Annotated in this window: 25 protein-coding genes; 12 read left to right on the top strand and 13 right to left on the bottom strand. The window is 36.8% G+C overall.

Going from position 1 to position 24,334, the window contains the following annotated elements:
• The gene (locus tag KO502_RS12940; RefSeq protein ID WP_216022980.1) at positions 1–1,350 is read right to left on the bottom strand and encodes an ABC transporter permease; all 1,350 of its coding nucleotides are present in this window, start codon (positions 1,348–1,350) and stop codon (positions 1–3) included.
• Between the two features lie 262 nt (positions 1,351–1,612).
• On the opposite strand from KO502_RS12940, the gene KO502_RS12935 reads away from it, so the two are divergent.
• The 3 genes from KO502_RS12935 (at position 1,613) to can (ending at position 3,212) form a co-directional block, all read left to right on the top strand.
• Complete coding sequence (locus KO502_RS12935) at positions 1,613–2,209, top strand: PilZ domain-containing protein (protein ID WP_216022979.1); 597 nt, start codon at positions 1,613–1,615, stop codon at positions 2,207–2,209.
• A 15-nt stretch (positions 2,210–2,224) separates the two neighbouring features.
• Complete coding sequence (locus tag KO502_RS12930; RefSeq protein WP_216022978.1) at positions 2,225–2,407, top strand: DUF2897 family protein; 183 nt, start codon at positions 2,225–2,227, stop codon at positions 2,405–2,407.
• A gap of 178 nt (positions 2,408–2,585) precedes the next feature.
• Positions 2,586–3,212, top strand: a complete 627-nt coding sequence (gene can, locus KO502_RS12925) for a carbonate dehydratase (RefSeq protein WP_216022977.1) — start codon at positions 2,586–2,588, stop codon at positions 3,210–3,212.
• 91 nt (positions 3,213–3,303) lie between these two features.
• Here the strand turns inward: can and fadR are convergent, their stop codons facing one another.
• Positions 3,304–4,017 carry a fatty acid metabolism transcriptional regulator FadR gene (fadR, locus tag KO502_RS12920; RefSeq protein ID WP_216022976.1) on the bottom strand — a complete coding sequence of 238 codons (714 nt, stop codon included), beginning with the start codon at positions 4,015–4,017 and terminating at the stop codon, positions 3,304–3,306.
• Between the two features lie 384 nt (positions 4,018–4,401).
• On the opposite strand from fadR, the gene nhaD reads away from it, so the two are divergent.
• Complete coding sequence (gene nhaD / locus KO502_RS12915; RefSeq protein ID WP_216022975.1) at positions 4,402–5,802, top strand: sodium:proton antiporter NhaD; 1,401 nt, start codon at positions 4,402–4,404, stop codon at positions 5,800–5,802.
• Between the two features lie 146 nt (positions 5,803–5,948).
• A complete protein-coding gene (dsbB, locus tag KO502_RS12910; protein ID WP_216022974.1) occupies positions 5,949–6,467 on the top strand; it encodes a disulfide bond formation protein DsbB in 519 nt (172 codons plus the stop codon).
• Between the two features lie 138 nt (positions 6,468–6,605).
• Here the strand turns inward: dsbB and KO502_RS12905 are convergent, their stop codons facing one another.
• The 7 genes from KO502_RS12905 to KO502_RS12875 form a co-directional block, all read right to left on the bottom strand.
• A complete protein-coding gene (locus KO502_RS12905) occupies positions 6,606–7,127 on the bottom strand; it encodes a YcgN family cysteine cluster protein (protein WP_216022973.1) in 522 nt (173 codons plus the stop codon).
• 92 nt (positions 7,128–7,219) lie between these two features.
• Positions 7,220–8,263, bottom strand: a complete 1,044-nt coding sequence (locus tag KO502_RS12900) for a lytic murein transglycosylase (RefSeq protein WP_216022972.1) — start codon at positions 8,261–8,263, stop codon at positions 7,220–7,222.
• A complete protein-coding gene (locus tag KO502_RS12895; RefSeq protein WP_216022971.1) occupies positions 8,263–8,556 on the bottom strand; it encodes a YcgL domain-containing protein in 294 nt (97 codons plus the stop codon). The genes KO502_RS12900 and KO502_RS12895 overlap by 1 nt, the downstream gene beginning before the upstream one ends.
• A gap of 168 nt (positions 8,557–8,724) precedes the next feature.
• Positions 8,725–9,861: a ribonuclease D gene (gene rnd, locus KO502_RS12890; protein WP_216022970.1), complete on the bottom strand. Its 1,137-nt coding sequence runs from the start codon at positions 9,859–9,861 to the stop codon at positions 8,725–8,727.
• A gap of 151 nt (positions 9,862–10,012) precedes the next feature.
• Positions 10,013–11,092 (bottom strand): 23S rRNA pseudouridine(2605) synthase RluB, encoded by a 1,080-nt coding sequence (gene rluB, locus KO502_RS12885; RefSeq protein ID WP_216022969.1) that lies wholly within the window; start codon positions 11,090–11,092, stop codon positions 10,013–10,015.
• Between the two features lie 111 nt (positions 11,093–11,203).
• A complete protein-coding gene (locus tag KO502_RS12880) occupies positions 11,204–11,824 on the bottom strand; it encodes an L-threonylcarbamoyladenylate synthase (RefSeq protein WP_216022968.1) in 621 nt (206 codons plus the stop codon).
• Positions 11,825–11,888: 64 nt separating this feature from the next.
• Positions 11,889–12,794, bottom strand: coding sequence for a PHP domain-containing protein (locus KO502_RS12875; protein ID WP_216022967.1), 906 nt, complete (start codon positions 12,792–12,794; stop codon positions 11,889–11,891).
• 491 nt (positions 12,795–13,285) lie between these two features.
• On the opposite strand from KO502_RS12875, the gene KO502_RS12870 reads away from it, so the two are divergent.
• Genes KO502_RS12870 through trpA form a run of 6 tightly spaced genes read left to right on the top strand, consistent with a single transcriptional unit; the run spans position 13,286 to position 20,293 of the window.
• Complete coding sequence (locus KO502_RS12870) at positions 13,286–14,974, top strand: anthranilate synthase component 1 (protein ID WP_216022966.1); 1,689 nt, start codon at positions 13,286–13,288, stop codon at positions 14,972–14,974.
• Positions 14,967–15,611 carry an aminodeoxychorismate/anthranilate synthase component II gene (locus tag KO502_RS12865; RefSeq protein WP_216022965.1) on the top strand — a complete coding sequence of 215 codons (645 nt, stop codon included), beginning with the start codon at positions 14,967–14,969 and terminating at the stop codon, positions 15,609–15,611. The genes KO502_RS12870 and KO502_RS12865 overlap by 8 nt, the downstream gene beginning before the upstream one ends.
• A gap of 1 nt (position 15,612) precedes the next feature.
• On the top strand, positions 15,613–16,668 hold the full coding sequence (gene trpD, locus KO502_RS12860) for an anthranilate phosphoribosyltransferase (protein WP_216022964.1): 1,056 nt from the start codon (positions 15,613–15,615) through the stop codon (positions 16,666–16,668).
• A gap of 49 nt (positions 16,669–16,717) precedes the next feature.
• Positions 16,718–18,169: a bifunctional indole-3-glycerol-phosphate synthase TrpC/phosphoribosylanthranilate isomerase TrpF gene (trpCF, locus tag KO502_RS12855; protein WP_216022963.1), complete on the top strand. Its 1,452-nt coding sequence runs from the start codon at positions 16,718–16,720 to the stop codon at positions 18,167–18,169.
• A 1-nt stretch (position 18,170) separates the two neighbouring features.
• Positions 18,171–19,427: a tryptophan synthase subunit beta gene (trpB, locus tag KO502_RS12850; protein WP_216022962.1), complete on the top strand. Its 1,257-nt coding sequence runs from the start codon at positions 18,171–18,173 to the stop codon at positions 19,425–19,427.
• Positions 19,427–20,293, top strand: a complete 867-nt coding sequence (trpA, locus tag KO502_RS12845) for a tryptophan synthase subunit alpha (RefSeq protein ID WP_216022961.1) — start codon at positions 19,427–19,429, stop codon at positions 20,291–20,293. Before trpB ends, trpA begins: the two co-directional genes overlap by 1 nt.
• Before the next feature lie 413 nt (positions 20,294–20,706).
• Here trpA and tal read toward each other — a convergent pair whose 3' ends face one another.
• The 4 genes from tal to KO502_RS12825 form a co-directional block, all read right to left on the bottom strand.
• On the bottom strand, positions 20,707–21,660 hold the full coding sequence (gene tal, locus KO502_RS12840) for a transaldolase (RefSeq protein WP_216022960.1): 954 nt from the start codon (positions 21,658–21,660) through the stop codon (positions 20,707–20,709).
• 127 nt (positions 21,661–21,787) lie between these two features.
• Positions 21,788–22,774: a zinc-binding dehydrogenase gene (locus KO502_RS12835; protein WP_216022959.1), complete on the bottom strand. Its 987-nt coding sequence runs from the start codon at positions 22,772–22,774 to the stop codon at positions 21,788–21,790.
• Between the two features lie 33 nt (positions 22,775–22,807).
• On the bottom strand, positions 22,808–23,176 hold the full coding sequence (locus tag KO502_RS12830; RefSeq protein ID WP_216022958.1) for a HopJ type III effector protein: 369 nt from the start codon (positions 23,174–23,176) through the stop codon (positions 22,808–22,810).
• Positions 23,176–23,436 carry a DUF2999 family protein gene (locus KO502_RS12825; protein ID WP_216022957.1) on the bottom strand — a complete coding sequence of 87 codons (261 nt, stop codon included), beginning with the start codon at positions 23,434–23,436 and terminating at the stop codon, positions 23,176–23,178. Before KO502_RS12825 ends, KO502_RS12830 begins: the two co-directional genes overlap by 1 nt.
• Before the next feature lie 362 nt (positions 23,437–23,798).
• Between KO502_RS12825 and KO502_RS12820 the strand changes: the two genes are divergently transcribed.
• The gene (locus KO502_RS12820; protein WP_252730759.1) at positions 23,799–24,245 is read left to right on the top strand and encodes a YgjP-like metallopeptidase domain-containing protein; all 447 of its coding nucleotides are present in this window, start codon (positions 23,799–23,801) and stop codon (positions 24,243–24,245) included.
• Positions 24,246–24,334: the final 89 nt, after the last annotated feature.

Below are 24,334 nucleotides of genomic sequence, written 5' to 3'. Positions count from 1 at the left end.
TTATTCATTTCGTAATACTTGTGCAGGCTCAGTTTTTGAGGCTTGATACGCAGGATAAAGCGTTGCTAAAAAGCTCATCAGTAATGCTGAGAGTATTATGATAACAACATCAAACCATTGCAGTTTTACGGGTAATTCTTGTAAACCAACACCTAAAAAATGCCCCCCAATTACTTGCATTAGTTCGTTCAAGTTCATCGCAATTAATACTCCAAAAAGTCCGCCTAAGCTAACGCCCCACAAACCATTGACCATGCCTTGAGTAATAAAAATTTTCACTATATCAAAACGCGCTAAACCCAGTGTTTGCAATATACCAATTTCGCCTTGTTTTTCTACTACCACCATAACTAACGCCGATACAATATTAAAAGCAGCAACCGCAACAATTAAACTAAGCATTAGCCACATCATGTTTTTTTCCATTTTTACCGCTGAAAATAACGCTCCTTGGCTTTCATCCCAAGTACTATATGTTAAAGAAGATACTACGCCATCTGTTTGATTTTTTATGGGTTGTTGTTGCTCAAGTGCTGACACGACTTGCTTTGCATTAAAAGCGTCATCTAAATAAAGACGTAATTTATCAATACCATCACCGCTTCGCCTGAGTAATTTGGCTCCGTAGCGACTATCGATATATACCATGGCGTCATCTACCTGTGAGCCAATATTAAAAATGCCGACAATCGTAAATACGCGCTGAACAGGAATACGCCCCATTGGCGTAAAAACGCTTTTATTAGGCAATACTAAACGAACATCATCACCAAGCCTCACATTTAATTTATTAGCTAACGATTGACCAATTACTAACGAGTAAGGTTGCTGCTCAAGCTTTGTCATACTGCCTGATACTAAACTGGTATTAATAATATTCGATTGTTCATACTCTGGAATAATGCCTTGCACTAACACCCCTTGTAAAGCACTCCTTGATTGGATTAATGCTTCTGTTTCAAGAAAGGGGGATACCTGTAATACATGCGGTTGTTTTAATAACGCTTCACGTAAAACAGACCAGGTTTTATCCATACGTTGAGGTGACTTACTTTCAGGTAAATTGCTTTGAGATGAATTGTCTTGCGATGAAACACGTTGAAGTGAAGAGACTCCGCCACTACCCGACTCTGGAGAAAAGTCACTAACAATAACGTGCGGAATAATCCCTAAAATACGTTTTTTTAACTCCCCTTCAAAACCATTCATTACCGACACTACTGTTATCAGTGATGCGACACCTAACAAAATACCTACAGTGGAAAAAAAAGTTATAAAAGAAACAAAGCCTGTTGAGCTTTTGCTGCGACTATAGCGCAGCCCGATGAAGATACTAATAGGTTGAAACATTGAGGTATTATTATTTATCTGGTACTAATTTAGAATGTTCTGTAGCATAACACAGTCATAAACATTGTCTGCAGTAAATCACACTGAGATATTTAGGATCACACTTTGTATTGCGACTTATTAAGGTATATATTTTATAGACTTTATTATCCCTTTAACTTCAATATAGAGTAAATGTTAAAGATCTTAACAATGCAGTACTTATCTTAACTTAAATAGCTCTCTTTTAACTTAGTCAGTAAACGGCGTTGACAGGTAACCCATGAATACAGCTTCTCTTCAAACAAAACTCGCTCAATACGATGAATTTTTTGCTATTTCCCATAGTTTTTCGGTAAACATTACCGCAATAAATGATGATGTTGATTTTGACCAATTCATGGCGCGTATTCCGATGCCATTTAAATTAGCAACCGAAATGAGCAGTATTGATCAATCAGCCTTACGTTCAATTCAAAACTTAGGGAATAGTGCCGCACAATTAGTTAGCTTTCTAAATCAACAATCACAAAAAATTGATTTACTGATCAGCTATATTCTTAGTCAGCAAGATAATGAACAACATAGATATGAAGGTTTAGCGTTTGGCGGCGGGGGGATTAAGTTTACAACCAGAAACGCCTTTAATATTGGGCAATTGCTAGAGCTTAAAGTATTTTTGTTAGAGCATAATTGCGCAATATACTGCTATGGTGAAGTTCTTGAAGCTGAAGTAAATGATCAACAAACAATCCATAAAATCATTTTTCATTTTATTCGTGAAGAAGACCGAGAAACCTTAGTAAGAGCAAGTTTGCATGAGCAGTCGAAACAACTACAAAAGCTAGCTAAGTTGCGCAATCAAGATAAAGAAATTTAAAAAGAGTACATTGATATGTCTTTATTCTCCATAATCATTATTATTGCTTTAGCCTTTGGCATTATTATCAGCGGTCTTATTATATTAAAGAAAACCGCGAAGGGCTTCAATTTGACACCAGAGCAATTAGCGACAATTAAAAAGCGCAATGAAGAATTAGACAAAGAACAAAGAAAAGAAGAGTCAAAAAATAAGTAAAACAGCTAAACTGGGGATTATGTATTAACCCCCAATACCAGGCTGATTAAGCTATTCACTGTTAGCCTGACAAAGCTTAATTGTCATCAAACTACTATCATATCAATAATTACTTTTACTTCATTGATGTCGTAACATAAAATATCATAAATTTGCCGGATCAAGTAACTCATACCTAATGAAGACAATTCAACACCTGTTTGATAATAACAAACAATGGGCTGAAAAAATTAGTCAAGAAGACCCTAACTTTTTCCAAAACTTATCAGAGCAACAATCACCAAAATATTTATGGATAGGTTGCTCAGACTCTCGCGTACCCGCAAATGCTTTACTTAATATGGATCCTGGCGAAGTTTTTGTACATCGTAATATTGCCAACCAAGTTATTCATACCGACTTAAATTGTTTATCTGTTATTCAATATGCTGTTGATGTATTAAAAGTTGAACATATTATTGTCTGTGGGCACTACGGATGTGGTGGCATTGGCGCCGCACTTGATGATAAAAGCTATGGTTTAATTGATAACTGGTTACGTCATATTGAAGATGTTTACCGTTTCAATAAAGACAAAATGGATAAAATTACCGATCCTAAAGAACGCATTAACTTGTTGTGTGAATTAAATGTTATTGAGCAAGTAGCTAACATTTCTAATACCATGACCTTAGTTAATGCTTGGAAAAGAGGTCAAGATATTACCGTACATGGCCTTGTTTATAATTTACAAGACGGAATTTTAAAAGATTTAGAAGTTTCCTCTAACGATCGAAAACACTATTTTACTAAGTCTATAGGTTAATACGAGTCCATTAATTGATCATCAAAAAAACCAATAAACCTAGCTCGTTTATTGGTTTTTTATGAGCACGACGCAAGCTAAAGTACAGAAGTTAATCTTCTATTAGCTCTTTTAATACATCTTCTTTAAGCTCAGCCCAAAGCTTTGCTGACTCAATACCGTGTTGACGAACAGCCACAATAGCTTCATCAAACTTATTGTGGTTAGCTAATTCAATAAGTGACTGATAAAACGCTCTAGAAAGCTCTCTGCCTTTAGGGTGAGCAAAATATAAATTACCAACACGAGAGTACAAACCGCTCAAGCCATTCAAAATTAATGAATAAATTGGATTACCGGAAACAACAACTAAAGCTTTGTTTAATTGGTAGTCAAAGTTGCTAAACGCTTCTCCTGTATCTTCAACATCATGATAAGCTTTTATCACTTCAATCGATTTTTCAGGATCGTTCTTTAATGCTGCACGAATATAAATAGCACTGATATTAGTTCTAGCCGACAAAAGATTATCAACGAGATCAGGAATACCTTCTTGATCTAACTGCGCTAATGTTTCTAGAATGTTTAAACTTGAGGTTTCCCAAAAATTATTCACTCTTGTTGGTTTACCGTGTTTAATAGTTAACCAGCCGTCTCTTGCTAAACGCTGTAATACTTCTCTAAGCGTTGTTCTCGTAACACCGATAAGCTCTGATAATTCACGCTCAGCCGGTAAGATAGAGGCAGGAGGAAAGCCACCATTCCAAATAGACTCTACGATATATTGCTCGGCAAATCCTGCAGGGCTTTTAGCTTTTATGACCATGGAATATAATTACCTGATTATTGAAGATGTATAAATACGAGAAGAAGATAAGAACTGATTGTACCAGAAGTACTACTTTGTACAAGGGCGATGCAAATCGCTGTTCAGTTCATTTTGTAACGATTATTTATAGAAATATTTGTTCTTCCTATTATTGAACAGCATGACAAATAAATAGTAAATAAAAAAATTAGAGTAATAATTCAGTTTAAGCATTAATTTTGCCAAAAGTAAAAGTTGAATTAAATCAACTAACCATTATTTATTTCACTAATTAATAATTTATCAATGTCATAATTCTGTAATTTTGTGAAATTTTTGTTAGAATTCACGCCGAATTAATTAGCAATACCAAAATACAACCTTTAGTCCCTAGAGAACCCCATGAAACCATTTGTATACCTTTTACTAACATTAACTGCTGTGCTTTTTCCAAGCCTAGCTTTTGCCGCAAACACCGCACACCAAAGTATTGATTTAACTAGTCACTGGATTGGCTATACTGCTATTGCAATCTTTGTTTTAGCCTATTCTTTGGTCATTTTAGAAGAACAATTACATTTAAGAAAATCTAAACCCGTATTACTTGCTGCAGGCTTAATTTGGATTTTAATTGCTGCTTACTATGTTTCAAATGGAATGCCTCATGCGGCTGAAACCGCTATTCGCCATAACTTTCTTGAGTATGCTGAATTATTTTTCTTCTTATTAGTAGCAATGACATACATTAATGCATTATTGGAACGTGATGTTTTTAACTCGTTACGCGATTGGTTAGTACAAAAAGGTTATAGTTATCGAGCTCTTTTTTGGATAACTGGTATTTTAGCTTTCTTTATTTCGCCAATAGCCGATAACTTAACAACCGCATTAATTATGTGTGCTGTAGTGTTAGCCGTTGGTAAAGACGAACCTAAATTTGTTGCTATGAGCTGCGTAAACATAGTTGTTGGCGCCAATGCTGGTGGCGCATTTAGTCCGTTTGGTGATATTACAACGTTAATGGTTTGGCAAAAAGGTATCGTGCAGTTTACCGAGTTCTTCCATTTATTCTTACCATCAGTAGTCAACTTTATTATTCCTGCTTTTATAATGCAGTTTTTCTTACCTAAAGGTAACCCAAGCTCTTCAGCAAGTAAAATAACCCCTATTAAAAGAGGTGGTTTATTTATTGTAGGTTTATTTATCTTAACTATTTTAACAGCTGTATCTTTCCATAATTTCCTTCACTTACCTCCAGTGTTCGGCATGATGTTAGGTTTAGGTTACTTGAAATTCTTTGGTTACTACCTAAGAAAAATAGGTCATGCAACCATTGATCATTCAGACTTACCAACAGGTCATAATATTACCGATGAATTTGATATTTTTGATAAAATAGCCAAAGCAGAATGGGATACTTTATTTTTCTTCTATGGTGTTATTTTAGCCGTTGGCGGCTTAGGTTTTATTGGTTACCTTGGTATGGCATCAGAGTTTATGTACGGTGAATTGGGTGCTACAAATGCTAATATATTAGTTGGTATTTTATCTGCTATTGTTGATAACATCCCGGTTATGTTCGCCGTATTAACGATGCAACCAGATATGAATCACACCCAATGGTTGCTAGTAACACTAACGGCTGGTGTTGGTGGTAGTTTATTATCGGTTGGCTCTGCCGCTGGTGTTGCGTTAATGGGGCAAGCAAGAGGATATTACACCTTTTTCAGTCACCTAAAATGGACGCCAGTTATCGCACTAGGCTATGGTGCGAGTATCTATGTACATTTACTTATTAATTAGTCACTATTTGTTCTAGAACAAATACTTACATTATTAAGATGAGTTATTAATAAATTAAGTCTTCAATAGACTTTCTTCATGTTATGATTTTAAAAGCTTCTAGCGGGTTAGAAGCTTTTTTATTATCTTATTTTCAAGGAGTTCCTGTGAACTATTTAAGCAATATAACAACCACGCAAAGGCCGTGGTTATTATTAGCATTATCTGCATTAGGTTTAGAGTTATCTGCTTTATATTTTCAATATATACTAGATTTACAGCCTTGTATTATGTGTGTCTATCAGCGACTCGCAATCATTTCCATTTTTTCAGCAGGTATTATCGGTAGTGTTGCGGCTCAGAACTTATTTGCTCGCATAATCGCTTTTGGGTTGTGGGGAACAGGCGCTATTTGGGGCCTCATCATTGCCCTTGAGCATGTAGAAGCACAAAGTAACAGTGGCTCATTTTTCTTTAGCTGTGACATTATCCCTAACTTCCCTACTTGGGCACCGCTACATGAGTGGATACCATTTTTGTTTGAGGCAACAGGTGATTGTGGCGAAATTAGCTGGCAGTTTTTAGATTACAGCATGCCACAATGGATGATTGTTGTTTATGGCGTATATACTGCTGCTTTTGTCGTTGTGCTATTAAATCGATTCGTTATAGCTAGAAAGCCGTAACAGTTGTGATAGCCTATATTACCGGACGTATCTAACAACTTCCCTTAACGATAATTTAATCGATAAAAGGTAAAAAAGCAGACTATTTTCATAGTCTGCTTTTTTATTAGTTTAAATTTAAAGATTAACGCGCTTCATTTAATCTAAGTCGTTTAACGGCCAACTTACAATAAAGTCTTCAAATTTATCAATACTCACTTCATCATCTTTTACTATTTTGCCGCGTACCGACATACCTGACTTATGCATCAATGACTTTTTACCTTTATTAAGCAATGGGTGCCACGATGGCATACCGCGTCCTTCTTTTAAACGACGGTAAGTACAGCTTGGCGGCATAAAAAATACCGCATTAATATTTTCTTGAGAAAGTCGTACACAATCAGGTACCAAGTTGGTTCGTTCTTCATACTTAGAGCATTGACAAGTTTTTTCATTTAATAAGTGACAAGCAATATTTGAGTAATAAATAGATTCACCTTCATCGATATAATCCGTTGGTAAAAGCTCTGTTTCTTCGTCTGTTTGATCATCATCAATAAACTTATTTAAGCAGCATTTTGCACAGCCATCACACAATGACTCCCACTCAGGTCGTGTCATATCGGCTAGGTCTTTAGTTTCCCAAAAGGGTTGCTCTGCTGTTTTTTTATCTTTCATTTATTACTACTTTTTTAACTTAATATCATTAAATATAACTAAAATTTGGAGTTCAGGACTTTATTTTACATATAACTATTCAATATCTCACTTTATTGAATAGGTGGAAACTTAATACGATCGGATAAATGGCCAACTGAACTTACAAAGTAATATGATAGGTTCCAATGCATTAAAGTTTTATAGTTATCATACGCAAGGTAGGCACGGCCATCTTTGTCATCAGGGAAAACTAATGCAGCTTTAATATCTACATTTGGTAAGTTAGTACCGTCTACACGCCGTACTCCAAGCGCTTGCCACTGTACTAGTGTTTTTTCTGTTTTAGCCCATGCTTTTAACCAGTTTTTTCGGCCTCCAGTATTCTTTGGAATCGCTAAACTATAATCAAAATTCTCTGGTAATTTAACCTGACGCCCCCAGGTTATTTCGTCATTCCAACCTTCTTTTTTCAAATAATTAGCCATCGATGAAAAAATATCAACTTGGTTATTCCAAATATCTTTTTTACCGTCGCCGTCACCATCTACCGCATAACCTAAAAAAGAGGTTGGCATAAATTGGTTTTGCCCCATAGCGCCAGCCCAAGATCCTTTCATATCATGACTTGTAATATGACCTTCATCTAAAATAGTGAGTGCAGCCATTAATTGCTTTTTAAAAAAGGCTTCTCGTCGACCTTCGTAAGCAAGTGTTGATAATGCCGACACTACATTATAACCGCCAGTATAAGTGCCAAAGTTTGTTTCTAGCCCCCATAAAGCAATAATGAAACGCGGTTGAACTTGATATTTGTCGCCTATTTCCTGTAACAACACTTCATGCTCTTTATATAAGGCTCGTGCTTTATCAACCTTCCACTTAGGTACACGTTTAGGTAAATAAGTATCGAGAGTTTCCACTGTTTCTGGCTGACTTCTATCAGCGGAAACAGCGCGTTTATGAAACTTAACTTCAGAAAAACTTTCATCAATAAGTGCTTGGCTAAACCCTTTACCTAAGGCTTCAGCTTTTAATTCTGTAACATAACTAGCAAAACCCTCTTCTGTTAATTCTTTTTGAGCCGCTTGAGTCTGATTTATTGTAGCAACAAGAAAAAGTGCTGATATTGCCACTTTTTTAAGGCTGATATTCATTAAATTTCTCCTTGTGCTTTTTTAGCTGCCATTTCAGCTTGAAACTCTTTTAATAAGTCTTCTTGCGGTGGTGGTAATTGTAGATAAAAGCCTTGCTCAGTTAAGCTTTCTCTAACTTTGACTATATCGGCCATACCAAGCTTTTCTTTGCTAGTTAAGTTTATAATTGTCACCAATATTGGTGTACCAAACGTTTTCATTAACGCTTCAGGTACTGCTGAAAAGTCATCTCGTTTGTTAATAAATAGATAAGTTTGAGCTTTTTTAGGGCTTTTATAAATAGTGCATAGCATAATGGAGACCTATTAGACGTAATAATAAAAATGTGAATGAGTTTAACCTTACTATGTTTAGTAAGTTCACTTTTAAAAGTTAATTAATTAATTACTTTATCAATATACCATGAGGCAAACAGTAACCCCATACAGCTTGACACTGTTTTTTGTTAATAAAAATGTACTTTAGTAACCTTGGTCCGCAAAAGCTAACAATGCTTCACCAAATAACTCATAGCGCCAGCTTGTAAGTAGATCTACTTTATCATCACTCGCACGAGCATCATTAAGGTCAAACTGCCAAGTTAAAAATTGATTAATCTGTTTTTTCGAAGCAACATTTTCAATAGTCAGCCCCTTTCTTTCTGCAGCAACAATTAAAAATGCTTTTAATTTTTTAAATATTTGTTTGTAACCTGGGTACTCATCTAAGCGGCTAATTTTCTCAGGGTAAGTGGAGATCTCAGCTTTATTTGCTTGATTTAATACTGCCAACATAGCTTTACCTTTATGGCGAACATCTTGGTTTTCAACACCTTCAAGTGACAGCATTGCACTAACACTGGCAGGGTTACTTTGCGCCAAAGCCATCAAGGTATGATCTTTAGCAACAAATCCAATAGGTAAGTCACGTACTTTAGCCTGTTGAAAACGCCAACTTGCTAAATATTTTAATATATTTAATTGCTTAGGATTTAAACGCCAGTTCATTTTAATATTTAAATACAGAGTGTTTTCATCAATAGGTGTAAATTTTTTATCAATCATCGCTTGGCTTTCTAACTGGGCATATTCTAAAAAACCAGTATCAGAAAGCTCTGCTAATAATTTAGGGTACAACGCAAATAAATGATCAACATCAGCACTTGCGTACGCTAATTGTTTTGTTGTTAACGGCCTTTTAGTCCAGTCGGTGCGAGATTCCGACTTGTCTAATTCAATACCTGTATAATGCTCCACCATAGCTGCATAACCAATAGACAAGCCATGACCAAGAAACGACATCATGATTTGGCTATCAATTAAATTAACAGGCTTACAGTTACCTGAAGTTAAAAAAACTTCTAAGTCTTCCGAACAAGCATGTAGTACTTTAGTGATATTGGCGTTCGTTAATAATTCCCAAAAAGGTGATAAATCATCTATAGCAAGTGGGTCAATAAGCGCTAAATTTGTGCCATCGCATACTTGCAGTAAACCTAATTTTGCATAAAGGGTACGAGTGCGAACAAACTCGGTATCTATTGCTAAAACGGTCGCTTTATTTAGTTGTTCACATAATTTATTTAAACTTTGCTGATCTTCAATTAATTGATAATCCATAATCTTTCTTTTTCTAAAATGAGTTTTTTAAATTAGTGCAGGAGCCAACATAAAATTAACGAATAGTTTGAATTGATAAAACACATGATTTTCCCTTTAGAGGTTAAAAATCATGTTAATGAACTATTTATTTAGTCACTAATTTCAGGCACTACTTATGACGACGACGTGTACTTTGTTTATTGCGTAATTGATGTTTTTTAACCGAACGACGAATACGGCGACTTTTCGCATTATCCATAGCTTTTTCATCAACTTTCACTTTACTTGCTGTTTCAGGCGGCAAAGTAACCAGTTGACGATAATAGTTTACTTCTTTTAAGCCTAATTCTCTCCAACCACCTAGCGGTAATTGTCGTTGCATTTCCATGTCACCATAACGAACACGAATAAGTCGGCTTACTTGTACGTCTTGGCTTTCCCATAAACGACGAACTTCACGGTTACGCCCTTCTGATAACACCACATGGAACCAATGGTTTCTTCCTTCGCCGCCACGATAGGTAATTTTCTGAAAGCGAGCTGGACCATCTTCTAATTTAACACCGGTACGTAAGGTTTGTAACATGGCTTCGTTTATTTCACCAAAAACACGTACCGCATATTCACGTTCAACTTTTTGTGATGGGTGCATTAAGCGGTTTGCTAATTCACCGTCTGTGGTAAATAACAACATACCTGATGTGTTAATATCTAATCGACCAACAGCAACCCAACGTCCTGTTTCAAGTGGCGGTAGTCTATCAAAAACAGTTGCTCGCCCTTCAGGATCTTTACGGGTACACATTTCGCCTTCCGGCTTGTTATATACAAGTACGCGACAAATTTCTTCTTCTTGCGAAGTTAATTTTACGGTATGACCATCAAGACGAATTTGTTCATTGCCACTAATTCGGTCACCTAAAAAAGCTACCTTACCATCAATACTAACGCGACCTTCGCTGATCATCATTTCCATTTCACGACGAGATCCTTTACCAGAACGTGCTAATACTTTTTGAATTTTTTCTGAGTCAGTATGTTTAGCCGTAGTGAAATCAACCTTTTCTACTTTCTCTGGCACTTTTTTACCTGCGCCCTTTTTTGCCAAACCTTTTTTAGCTATGGCATCTTTTGATAAACCTTTTTTAACAACACCTTTTTTTGCGGTACTTTTTGCCGTACCTCGGGTGCCATACTTTTTGTCTAAGGCTTCGTCTTTTCTTGCTTGTTTTTTCTTATCAACCGTCATGTTCTTTACTCTGTTACGTCAGTAGCAGCTCCCAAGTAGCTAACTTCTGGCTCATTGTTCTTGTTTCAATAACTGACTTAATAGCGCGGTAAACTTTGTTATTAATCTAGGTTATTGAAATGGAGAAGGATCGCCTTCCCCTTCACGTAGTATTTCAATACTGTCATTAGAAAAATCAATTACGGTAGTAGGGTGTTCCCCTAAATGACCACCGTTGATAATTAAATCAACTTGATGTTCTAATAAATCTCGAATTTCTTCTGGATCATACTCAGCCATTTGTTTGCCAGGCATGATTAAACTGGTAGACATTATAGGCTCTGCTAGTTCAGTCAACAAGGCTTGTACAATAGTATTATCAGGTACTCGTATACCAATTGTTTTCTTTTTCGGGTTTAATAAACGCTTAGGGACTTCTTTACTGCCTTTAAAAATAAAAGTGTAAGCACCTGGTGTATGGCTTTTTAATAAGCGATAAGCACTGTTATCGATACGAGTATATTCTGATAATTGAGAAAGATCTTTGCACACCAAAGTAAAGTTATGCTCTTTATCTATATCGCGAATTCGACAAATTCGCTCTAAGGCTTTTTTGTCGCCTAAATGACAGCCTAAGGCATAACCTGAATCTGTTGGGTATACAATGACACCACCATCTTTAATAATGTCTGCCGCTTGTTTCATTAAACGACCTTGTGGGTTATCTGGATGTACATAAAAAAACTGGCTCATAAAGCTCTCCTTTTTTGAAACAGATAATTATTTAATTACGCTTATTTATTAGTTTAGAGTAAGTTTACTGCCATTGCGCCCAAACAGGCGTTGCGCCAACAGGCATTGTTAAGTTACGACCTAAATCACTCCACCTATTGGGATAATGAAAATCAGATCCCATAGAAGCATGTAAATCGTATTCGTTGCAATAACCTAACATTTTCTTGCGTTGCTCTGGATTCATTTGCGGTAAAACCACTTCCAAACCATCGCCATTAGCTTCTTTAAAATCAACAATTAAACGGCGCAACCATTTTGCTGATAAGTCATAACGAATTGGATGCGCCATTACGGCACTACCGCCGGCTTGATGAATAACGTCAACAGCTTCTTCAATACTACACCAATTAGGTTTTACATAAGCACGTTGCCCTTTTGAGCCCTTCTTACCAATATATTTATCAAAGGCTTGTTGCATTGTGCTTACATGCCCTTGCTGATGCAGCACTTTGGCAAAATGGGCACGGGTAATAGAGCCTTCACCTGCCATTTCTTTAGCGTCTTCATATATTGTAGGAAAGCCACATTTAGCGAGTTTTTCACCCATTGTTCTTGCTCTGTCTTCACGCGCTTGCTGCTGCTGTGCTATTAATGCCGTAAGTGCGCTATTATTTTTATCAATATTTAACCCAACAATATGAATTTCAAAACCTTGCCACGCTGTAGATATTTCAATGCCGCTAATTAATTTAAGTGGAATGTTTTTTTCTTCTATATGCTTTTGCGCTATATCAAGCCCAGCAACTGTGTCGTGATCAGTAATAGCTAAAACATTAAGTTGAAAGTTAACCGCTCGGTCTATCAGTGTTTGCGGCGATAAAGTGCCGTCAGAGCAATTAGTGTGACTGTGTAAATCGATACGTTTATGTGCAAAACCTTCGGTTTCTACTATCTTATGAGGAAAATCAATGGTTGACAGTAACGCCATAATAAGGTCTTCTATAGGGGTAAATCATTGTCTTAGTGCTAAGTTTACTGATTATAAGTAAACAATGATACTTTTTATGTAAACTAACTCGGTATTTTATCCTGTTTCTTTAGTCATAAAAAACACATGGATTAGAGAATAAACCATACAGTAAGAGATGATTCATTTAACATACTCAAGGTAAAAAAAAGATGCATTTAGTAAATACACATTTAACAGTAAATTGGTGGCATAACTCTACATAAGTGGGTTGTGAAATTTACGTGTATCTTTCAAAAAGTTAAAAAAGATAACAAAATTCAAAAAAAACCCGCTCATTTTAGCGGGTTTTTCTCGTTAAAATGTTGCCGTAACTTTAACGATATTGTTAATTAAAACGTTAACAAAGGATTCAAAATGATCAAAGCAAAAACATGGTTTATATGGTGGCTGTTGCCAATTTACGCAGGCTGACAATAACTCTCACAATAAACTAAATAGAAGAATTCAAAATGACTAATACATTCCAAAGTACAAGCGAAAACACCAGTAAAGTAACCACAATACAGGATAGCGCTAGCTATCAAAACGATCCATTAAGTGTTTACCAATTATTATGCCACGAGCAACAAAATAATATTTTATTGGAATCTGCGGAGATTGATAAAAAGCATTTATTAAAAAGCTTATTGTTAACTGACGCAGCAGTAAAAATTGTCTGTAACGGTAACTCAGTAACTTTTTCAGCATTAACTTTAAATGGTGAAAGCGCTCTTAATTTCGCAGCGAGTGAATTATCTCCACACGCTAATCTTGATTTTAGCGCTGATAAAAAATCATTTATTGCCACCTTTGCTCCAGTTCCTACAGATCTTGATGAAAAAGCACGTTTAAGTGTTATTAACCCATTACACAGCTTACGATTATTTAATCAATTGACTAATGATGAAAACCACCCTTTTTCAATATTTTTAGGTGGCGCTTTTGCGTTTGATTTAATGGCTATTGCTGAAGATCTGCCAAAAGTTGCTGACGGTGAAAACAGCTGTCCTGACTTTGTTTATTACTTAGCTGAAACCTTAGTTATTATTGACCATGAATGTCAAAGTACTGAAATTGTCGCAAACGTCTTTGCTGATAATGATGCTGACTTAACAAAACAAAATCATACTGTATTAACTGAGCGGGTTACTCGTATTAAAGCAACATTGAGCCAAACAATTACCGAAACGCAAGTTGCCGCGCTTAAATCAAATGTTAAGGCTGCGTCGATAAATGCTCCTACATCAATAAACAAAAGTGAAGAATTAACCGTAGATATCAGTGATGAGAAATTTTGTGACATTGTTGAGCAATTAAAAGAAAACATTAGAGCGGGTGATATTTTTCAAGTAGTACCTTCTCGTACTTTCAGCTTACCTTGCGTTGATTCAATTGCCGCTTATAAAGCCTTAAAAATCAGCAACCCAAGTCCTTACATGTTTTATTTACACGACAGTGACTTCAGTATGTTTGGTGCTTCACCTGAGTCAGCCTTAAAATATCAAGCTAGTAATCGTCATGTAGAAATTTACCCTATTGCCGGTACTCGTCCTCGAGGCCGTGATAAGCAAGGCAACATTTCGTTAGATTTAGACAGCCGTATAGAACTAGAACTAAGACAAGATAAAAAAGAGTCTGCCGAGCATATTATGTTGGTTGATTTAGCGCGCAACGACGTAGCAAGAGTATCGCAACCCGGTACTCGCTATGTTGCCGACTTACTTAAAGTTGATAGATATTCGCATGTAATGCATTTAGTTTCACGCGTGTGCGGCACCTTAGACTTAGAGCTTGACGCATTACATGCTTACCAAGCTTGTATGAACATGGGTACCCTTTCTGGCGCACCTAAGGTTAAAGCGACTTCGCTTATTCGTGAAGTAGAAGGTAAACGTCGCGGTAGTTACGGCGGCGCGGTAGGTTATGTTACCGGTACTGGCGAAATGGATACTTGTATTGTAATTCGCTCTGCTTTTGTAAGAAATAATGTTGCGCAAGTGCAAGCAGGGGCTGGTGTTGTTTATGATTCAGACCCACAAAGTGAAGCCAACGAAACCAGACAAAAAGCGCAAGCAGTGATCAGCGCAATTTTATTAGCAAATAAAGAAACTGAAAACCTTACAACAAGCACTTCAGTAAAGGAGCAGGCAAATGACTAAATTATTTATGCTAGATAACCTCGATTCTTTTACTTACAACCTTGTTGATGAATTTCAATGTTTAGGTTTCGAGCCAAGTGTTTATCGTAACACCCTAAGTGCTGACTTCATTTTTAATAAAATGCTTGAGCACACGGCAAAAACAGCTGAGCCTGTGTTATTAGTTTTATCTCCAGGCCCTGGCGAGCCGAGCAAAGCCGGTTGCTTGATGGAGCTTATTGCAAAATGTGCAGGCAAAATCCCAATGTTAGGTATTTGTTTAGGTCATCAAGCACTTATTGAACATTACGGCGGTAAGGTAGATCGCGCCGAAGAAATTATTCACGGAAAGTCGTCAAATATAACTCACACGGGCGAAGGCGCTTTTAAAGGTATTCAAAATCCATTACCTGTAGCGCGTTATCATTCATTAATAGGAAAAGATATTCCGCAAGGTGTTGATGTTATAGCTGATTATAACGGCATGTGCATGGCCATTAGTAAAGATGATGATGCGATATTAGCTTTCCAATTTCATCCTGAGTCTATCTTAACTACTTTTGGTACGCCACTTTTGGCGCAAGGTATTGACTACTTATTAGCTATGTCAAAATCATTAGATAATGCTGCCAGTACTCAGCAAATTAAAGGAGCATAAAATGTCGCAAACAACTCAAAACGAAACACCTAATGCTACTGATATTAAAGCGACCTTGCCTTCATTAGTTGACGGTATTGATTTAACACAAAATCAAAGCCATGATTTTTTTCAACAAGTGTTAGAAGGTAAAATTGAACCAGCACTAATGGCGAGTGTGTTAACAGCACTTAAAATTAAAGGTGAAACACCAGAAGAAATTGCTGGTGCTGCTATTGCAATACGTAATGCGGCAACGGCCTTCCCTGCTCGTACAGATGATGCAACCGTTGCCGATTGTGTTGGTACCGGCGGTGATGGCGCTAATACTATTAACATTTCTACCACAGCCGCAATACTTGCTGCGGCTTGTGGTTTAAAAATGGCAAAACATGGTAATCGTAGTGTTTCAAGTATGTCTGGCTCTGCTGATTTACTTGAAGCTTTTGGCGTAAATTTAAACATGTCGCCTGAAACAGCGAATAACTGTTTAGACAAAGCCAACTTATGCTTTTTATATGCTCCTGCTTATCATACGGGTTTTAAATATGCAGGACCTGTTCGTCAAGCCATGGGCATTCGCACCATATTCAATATTTTGGGGCCATTAGTTAATCCATCAAAACCGAACATCATGTTGCTTGGCGTTTATGTTCCTGAGCTATTATTGCCTATCGCAAAGGCATTACAACTTACAGGTGTTAAACGTGCTTTTGTTGTTCACGGTAGTGGGTTAGATGAAATAGCCTTACATGGTGATACCCAAGTGATTGAAATTCGCAATGATGAATTAATTGAACGCACTATATCGCCACAAGACTTTGGTTTAAAAAATTATTCTCTTGATGATATAAAAGGCGGAACACCTGCAGAGAACGCAGATATTATTAAAAGTATTTTATCAGGCAACGGCAAAGAAGCACACAATGCCGCAGTTATCATTAACTGCGCAGCACTACTTTACTTACATGACAAAGCAGGTAGCTTAAAACAAGCAGCAGCAATTGCTACTGAAGTACTTGCTTCAGGTAAAGGGTTTAGCACGCTAACCGAATTAGTTGAGCTTTCGAATCAATAACTTTCGGAACAATAAATAGATACCGTACAACGAAAAGGTTTAAAAAATTATGACCACCAATACTCAAACAGCTAATGCGCCAAAAGAAAAAAACATATTAGAGCGCATTGTTGATGACAAGCGTGTTGAAATAGACGCTTTAAAAATAAGTAAACCACTCGAGACTTTTATTAACGATTTAGTGCCAACCACTAAAGATATGTACGCGGCATTAACCCGCACAGAAGATAAACCTTACGCAGGCTTTATTCTCGAATGTAAAAAAGCGTCACCTTCTAAAGGGCTTATTCGTCCTGATTTTGACGTAAAAGGCATTTGCCAAATTTACGATAATTACGCCGCCGCTATTTCAGTGTTAACTGACAAAAAATATTTTCAGGGTGACTTTGAGTATTTAAGAACGGTCACTGAATCAGTAAAATGTCCGGTACTTAACAAAGACTTCTTTATTGATACATACCAAGTTCACTTAGCTAGACACTACGGCGCTGACGCTATTTTATTAATGTTAAGTGTTTTATCTGATGAAGAATATAAAGAGCTAGCTGCCGTTGCTGAGCAATATAACTTAGCCATATTAACGGAAATATCTACTGAAGATGAGCGTGACCGTGCTATTGCCTTAAATGCTAAAATGATCGGCATAAATAATCGTAATTTACGTGATCTAAGTACCGATTTAATTCGTACCTTTGAATACGCGCCAACCTTACCTGATGATAGGATTATAATTTCTGAATCAGGCATTTATAACAATGCTCAAGTAAGAGAATTAGCGCCAGCAGTTGATGGATTCTTAGTAGGCAGTTCATTAATGGACCCTAAAAACAATGTTTATCAAGACATTGATTTAGCTTGCCGTAAGCTCATCTTTGGTAACAATAAAGTGTGCGGTTTAACTGATGCTAAATATGCTAATGCTGCAGCACAAGCTGGCGCTCGTTTTGGTGGGTTGATATTTGCAGAAAAATCGCCACGTTATGTAACTAAAGAGCAAGCGAAAAATATTATTAACGCTGAAGCTAAATTAGAATATGTCGGTGTTTTTGTGAATGAAAATAGAGACACTATTATTGATTTAGTGAAAACGTTAAAGCTCAACGCGGTACAACTACACGGTAGCGAAGATGCACAATACATTAGCGCATTAACCCAAGAGCTAAGTGATAACGGTTGTGATTTTTGCCAAATATGGCAAGCAAGCCCTGTAGCGCAAAGTGTACCTTTATTAAACCCTGCTGTTACGCACCATGTCCTTGATGGAAAAAGCCCAGGTAGTGGCGAGTCATTTGACTGGCAAGTATTAACCGAAAGTGAGCAAGATTTATCAAAAAGCTTCTTAGCTGGAGGATTAAACAATAACAATATTGGTCAAGCTATAGAGCAATTAACAGATGTCGATTTATTTGGCCTTGATCTCAACTCAGGTGTTGAAGATAGTCCAGGTATTAAATCAAGCGAGAAGCTTAACCAAGTATTTTCGCAAATTAGGAATTATTAAGATGACAGACAAAACAACGACTCAAAAATCATCCATCAAAGAAACATTACCCGCATATTTTGGTGAGTTTGGTGGCATGTATGTCGGCGAATTATTAGTGCCGGCATTAGAGCAATTAGAGCACGCTTTTATTGAATCACAAACCGATGAAGCATTTTTAAAAGAGTTTAATGACTTATTAACTAAGTATGCTGGTCGCCCTACGCCGCTTACTTGTTGTCGTAATATAGTTAAAAACCCGTTAGCAAAAATCTACTTAAAACGTGAAGACTTATTACACGGTGGCGCTCACAAAACTAACCAAGTGTTAGGACAAGCTTTACTTGCCAAACGCATGGGTAAAACTGAAATTATTGCCGAAACAGGTGCCGGACAACACGGCGTTGCCACCGCAATTGCTTGTTCGTTACTTGGCTTAAAATGTAAGATTTACATGGGTGCCGTTGATTGCCAACGTCAACAACCTAACGTATTTCGTATGGAGCTAATGGGCGCAGAAGTTATTCCGGTAACGGCTGGCTCTGGCACATTAAAAGATGCAGTTAATGAAGCACTTCGAGACTGGTCTGCAAACTACGATAAAGCGCATTATTTATTAGGTACGGCAGCAGGTCCTCACCCGTTCCCAACTATCGTTCGTGAATTTCAAAAAATGATCGGCGAGGAAGCTAAAGCACAATTCCTTGAAGAAGAAGGTCGCTTACCTGATTACGTTATCGCCGCAGTGGGTGGCGGCTCAAACGCTATCGGCATGTTCAGCGACTTTATTAAAGAAGAAGGCGTTAAATTAATTGGCGTTGAAGCCGGTGGTAAGGGTATTAACACCACTCAACATGGTGCAACTTTGGTAGCGGGCTCAAAAGGCATGTTACACGGTAACTACACCTATATTATGCAAGATAAAGATGGTCAAATTGAAGAGTCTTACTCTGTATCAGCAGGGCTTGATTACCCTGCTGTTGGCCCACAACACGCATTTTTAAAAGATACTGGCCGCGCACAATATGTGCCAATTAATGACGATGAAGCATTAGAGGCATTTCAAACATTAGCGAAAAATGAAGGTATTATCCCTGCGCTTGAATCATCTCACGCCCTTGCTCAAGCCTTAAAAATGGCAGAAGCAGCAACGGAGGAAACAATTTACTTAGTGAACCTTTCTGGCCGTGGTGATAAAGATTTAGCACATGTTCGTGCAATTATCGCACCTGACGCTGCAGCATCGACAACAAGAGTAAAACACAGAGGAGAAGCATAATGTCACAGTCTCTTACGGCAGAAACAAATATTCAAGAAGCTGGCGCACGTTATCAAGCTGCTTTTGCTGCATTAAAAGAAAAAAATGAAAAAGCCTTTATCCCATTTGTAATGATTGGCGACCCAAATGCAGAGCAATCATTTGAAGTAATTAAAAGTTTAATTGATTCGGGTGCCGATGCACTTGAATTAGGCATTCCCTTTTCAGATCCAAGTGCAGATGGTTTAACAATACAGCATGCAGCAATGCGTGCTTTAGGTAAAGGCATTACGCCTGATACTTGTATCGATATATTAAAGCAAGTACGTGAATACGCACCACAAATTCCTATTGGATTACTACTTTACGGTAACTTAGTATTTGCCCGCGGTATTGATACCTTCTACAAAGATATGGCTGCAGCGGGTGTTGATTCAGTATTGATTGCTGACGTACCAATTAGAGAAAGCGAACCATTTAAAGCGGCTGCGTTAAAATATGGTATTGCACCAATTTTTATTGCCCCGCCTAATGCCAATGATGACACTTTACGTGCGGTATCGTCACTTTCTCGTGGTTATACCTATGTATTAAGTCGTGCTGGTGTTACCGGTGTAGATACGCCTGAAACGCCTAAAAATACAGTTAGTAGTACAGCAAACCAGTTAATTGAAAGCTTAAATAACTATAATGCTGCGCCACCTGTTATTGGTTTTGGTATTTCAACGCCGCAACAAGTAAAAGATGCGCTTAACGCGGGTGCTTTAGGCGCAATCAGTGGCTCTGCTGTGGTTAAGGTGATTGAAAACAACCTAAATGATAATAAAAAAATGCTCACTGAAATGTCACAATTCATTCATGATATGAAAGCAGCGACTAAAGCGTAGCAAAGAAAATATAGGGCTATTAATCGTTATTAGACCCTAATAGCTTTTTTGTATAGTAAGTCATTATTAAAACACCTTGCTCATATTTATTGTCGTAGTGGCGAGGTAACTATACTAACTATTGTGCAAATACATATCGTGATTAATATCTCAGACGCTTCTAAAAAAGTCTTATCTAAATAAAAAGAGATGCTAGTAAGCATCTCTTTTTATTTCAAACCAGCATATCAATATAACGTAAGCTAAATAACCGGAACTTAGTTTAATATAATTTTAACTTATTGAAATTATTTAGAATATTATTTAATCTAGCAGTCTAATTTGATAATTTCTTCACCTTCAAGACAAACTTACTTGCAATAGCTGTTAGAGAAGGATTTATTAAACCGAGATCAGGTTAAATACCACTATAACTATAATTTTGATCTTAACGTCACTTCTAATTTGTTTTGATCAATAGCAAAGTTACGAATACCTTCCGCTAGTTTTTCAACCGCCATTGCATCTTGGTTATGATCCCAACGGAACTGTGCTTCAGTTAACGACTCTGGCTGCGCTTTAATTTCACCGCTGTAGGCTAACTTAACAGGCACATCAGCTGTTGAAGCTTCCAATTGCTCTAATAAGCCTGGACCAATTGTTAAGCGATCACAGCCTGCTAGTTCAAGTATTTCTTCAACATTACGGAAGCTTGCACCCATCACAACAGTATTGTAACCATGTTGTTTGTAATAATTGTAGATGTCAGTTACTGACAATACACCAGGATCTTCTGATGGTAAGTAGCTGTCTTTACCTTCTGCTTTTTTGTACCAATCAAGAATACGACCAACAAACGGTGAGATTAAGTAAACCCCAGCTTCTGCACATGCTCTTGCTTGGGCAAAACTAAACAATAACGTTAGGTTACAGTTAATACCTTCTTTTTCTAAGGTTGCAGCCGCTTGAATGCCTTCCCACGTTGAGGCTAATTTAATTAATACACGATCATTACTGATACCCGCATCATTATAAAGTTTGATTAATTTACGCGCTTTAATCAAAGATGATTCGCCATCATAAGATAAACGAGCATCAACTTCTGTTGAGATACGGCCAGGTACTGATTTTAAAATTTCTAAACCAATATTTACTGATAATTTGTCACCAGCATCAATCACTTGTTGATCAACATCGTTAGATTGCGTTTTAGCCCATGCAATCGCTTCATCAATTAACGGTTGATATTGTGGAATTGAAGCGGCTTTAAGAAGTAAGCTTGGGTTTGTTGTCGCATCTTGAGGAGAAAACTTCTCAATTTCGGCGATATCACCAGTATCTGCAACAACTGTGGTTAATTTACTTAATTTTTGAAGCTGTGTTGTCATGTTCTTCCTCTACGGATAATGTATAAATAATATGAATAGGTATAAAGATAGGTTAAAGCTATCAATTTACACGTTTAAATGAAACAAAGAATTAACTGAAATTACGAATAATTATTAGAAATACAACTTATATACGTAACACTATTTTACCAGTGTTATTATTTTCTGCCATATGAGCATGTGCTTGTTCAACATCGTGCCATGAATAAACGGAATCAATAATAGGTTTTATTGAACCCTTCGCTAAATCACTGTAAAAGTCATTAATAAAGTTTAAGACGAGATCGGCTTTATAAGTATTACTTCGATTACGTAAAGTGGAAGCTGAAAATGTTAGGCGTTTACTTAACATTTTCGACACATCAAGTTGCTCACAATAACGTCCACCTAATATAGCTAATATTACAATATGTCCATCAAGTGCTGCTACATTAATGTTTTTAGCGACATAATCACCACTTATTACATCAATAATGACATCAAACCCTGATGCAATATTTTCTTTTGACCAAGTAACAAAATCAGTTCGATGATAATTAATGGCATTGTCAGCACCCATTGCTAGACAAGCTTGAGCTTTTTCATCAGAGCCTACAGTTACTGTAACATGACACTGTTTAGCTTTGGCTAATTGAATTGCCGCACTACCTACCCCGCTAGCCCCTGCATGAATGAGTACTGATGCCCCATCAGCTAAATTAGCAATACTAAATAGACTTTGATAAGCGGTTAGAAACACTTCAGCACACGCTGCGCCTTGTTCAAAAGTAAAGTGTTCTGGCAAACAAAAAAGCTGCGCTGCTTTTACTTTTACAAACTGTGCGTAACCGCCACCTGCAACTAAAGCAAAAACCTTATCGCCAATTCGCCATTGTTTTCCTAAGTGATTCTCAGTAACCTCATCACCACATTGATATATTTCACCCGACACCTCTAAACCTAAAATAGGCGATTCACCGGTTGGTGCTGGGTATTTTCCGGCACGTTGTAATAGATCGGCTCGATTTATACCAATAGCCTTTACTTTAATTAAACACTCGTCCGCGGCAATTTCAGGTACATTGGTTTGGCTAAACACTAAAGACTTGGCTTTATCAGTGTCAATGTATTGCAAGATGTTATTCCTTAAAGGAGTAAGAAAATACCACTAAACTAAAGGCGTTAGTGCAGCTGAGTTAAACTCAACTTTATCCCAACCAAATTTGATGAAGTTACGGATATTGCCGTGGTCAGTAGCTTCTGGGTGTTTAAGTACATCTTCACGGTAATATTGAGCAAAACACGCTAATGTTTGCTCTGCTGTTAAGGCATTTAACTTAGCAAAATAAAATATTTTACATGAGCCCTCATTAGTACCAGCTTCATTAGCTACATCACCATTAGTAAAAGTAGTCGGTGTGTAATTGTAGTTATCAGAAATTACTTGCATTACTTGTTCAAAGCTAACACTTTCAGGTGCTGTATCAAGTTGATTGATCAAATCAGTCACATTCGTTTTTACGTCTGCTGAACTCATTATGCATTACCTGTTGTTAATTTTGCTTTTGCTTCTTCCACTTTCGAGTAATCTAAACCTAACTCATTAACCGCTTCCTCGATAAGGCCTGGATCAGCCATCACAATACTCATGATTTCTTGTAGCTTATCTGCTGGAATATTTAATTGGCTGATAAACGCCATTGCCATCATTGGATTTTCCGTTAACGCTTGAAAAAGCTCATTGATTTTTTCATCACTGATGTTTAATTCTTTTAAAATTTGCAGTATTGGATTCATTTAAATTCTCTATTTAACGTTAAGTATAAGCGATTATGAATTAGACTCTTTTTCATAATGGCGCATATATTATCAATATTATGAGAAAATTTACAGATAACAAATTACTTAAGAAGTTATTTATAAACTATATTTTTCATTGGCTACCTATGTAAACACTCTATCTATTACACTCATCAAAAATAAAAAGTATAATGCTGTACAGTAGCTTTAGATTTTATTAAGACTTATCCTTATTTATGCCACCTAAATTTAATAAAAATACCTTTCAAGTACCCGAGTATAACCCCGCTGATTTTGCGCCGAATAAGCTTAAATACTTATCTAATTACTCTGAGCAGATAAAAAGTCAAGTTCAGCAAATGATCGACAATAAAACCCTCGATAAATACTTACTAAATAAGTACCCTACTACCCATAACGTGAGCAATGACAAAGCCCTTAGGGTTTATGTTATGGCATTAAAAAATCAATATTTAAAAAAGTCAGATCCGATAAGCCAAATTAAATATGATGATAAGATTCACATTATTAATAACGCACTTGGCTTACACACTTATGTATCTCGGGTGCAAGGTAACAAGTTAAAAAGTAAACATGAATTACGTATTGGCAGCCAATTTAAAAAAGCGCCTGAAGATTTTTTAGCCATGATAGTGGTACACGAGTTAGCACATTTAAAAGAGAAAGAGCACAACAAAGCTTTTTACAAGCTGTGCCAAAGCATGTTGCCTGATTATCATCAATTAGAATTAGATTTACGCATTTACCTTACTCAACTTGAACTTATTGGTGATATTTACCCTTAAATGTTATTTTACACTAATACCAATTTGATTAAATTTCTTCCCAACTCAGAGCTATGCCCGATGTGCAATAACAAGGCGAATTTGTTTAG

This window comes from Colwellia sp. E2M01 (genome assembly GCF_018860585.1).
Classification (GTDB): domain Bacteria; phylum Pseudomonadota; class Gammaproteobacteria; order Enterobacterales; family Alteromonadaceae; genus Colwellia.
Note: the sequence above shows the minus strand (reverse complement) of the source record. Positions and strands in the feature narration are given on the sequence as shown.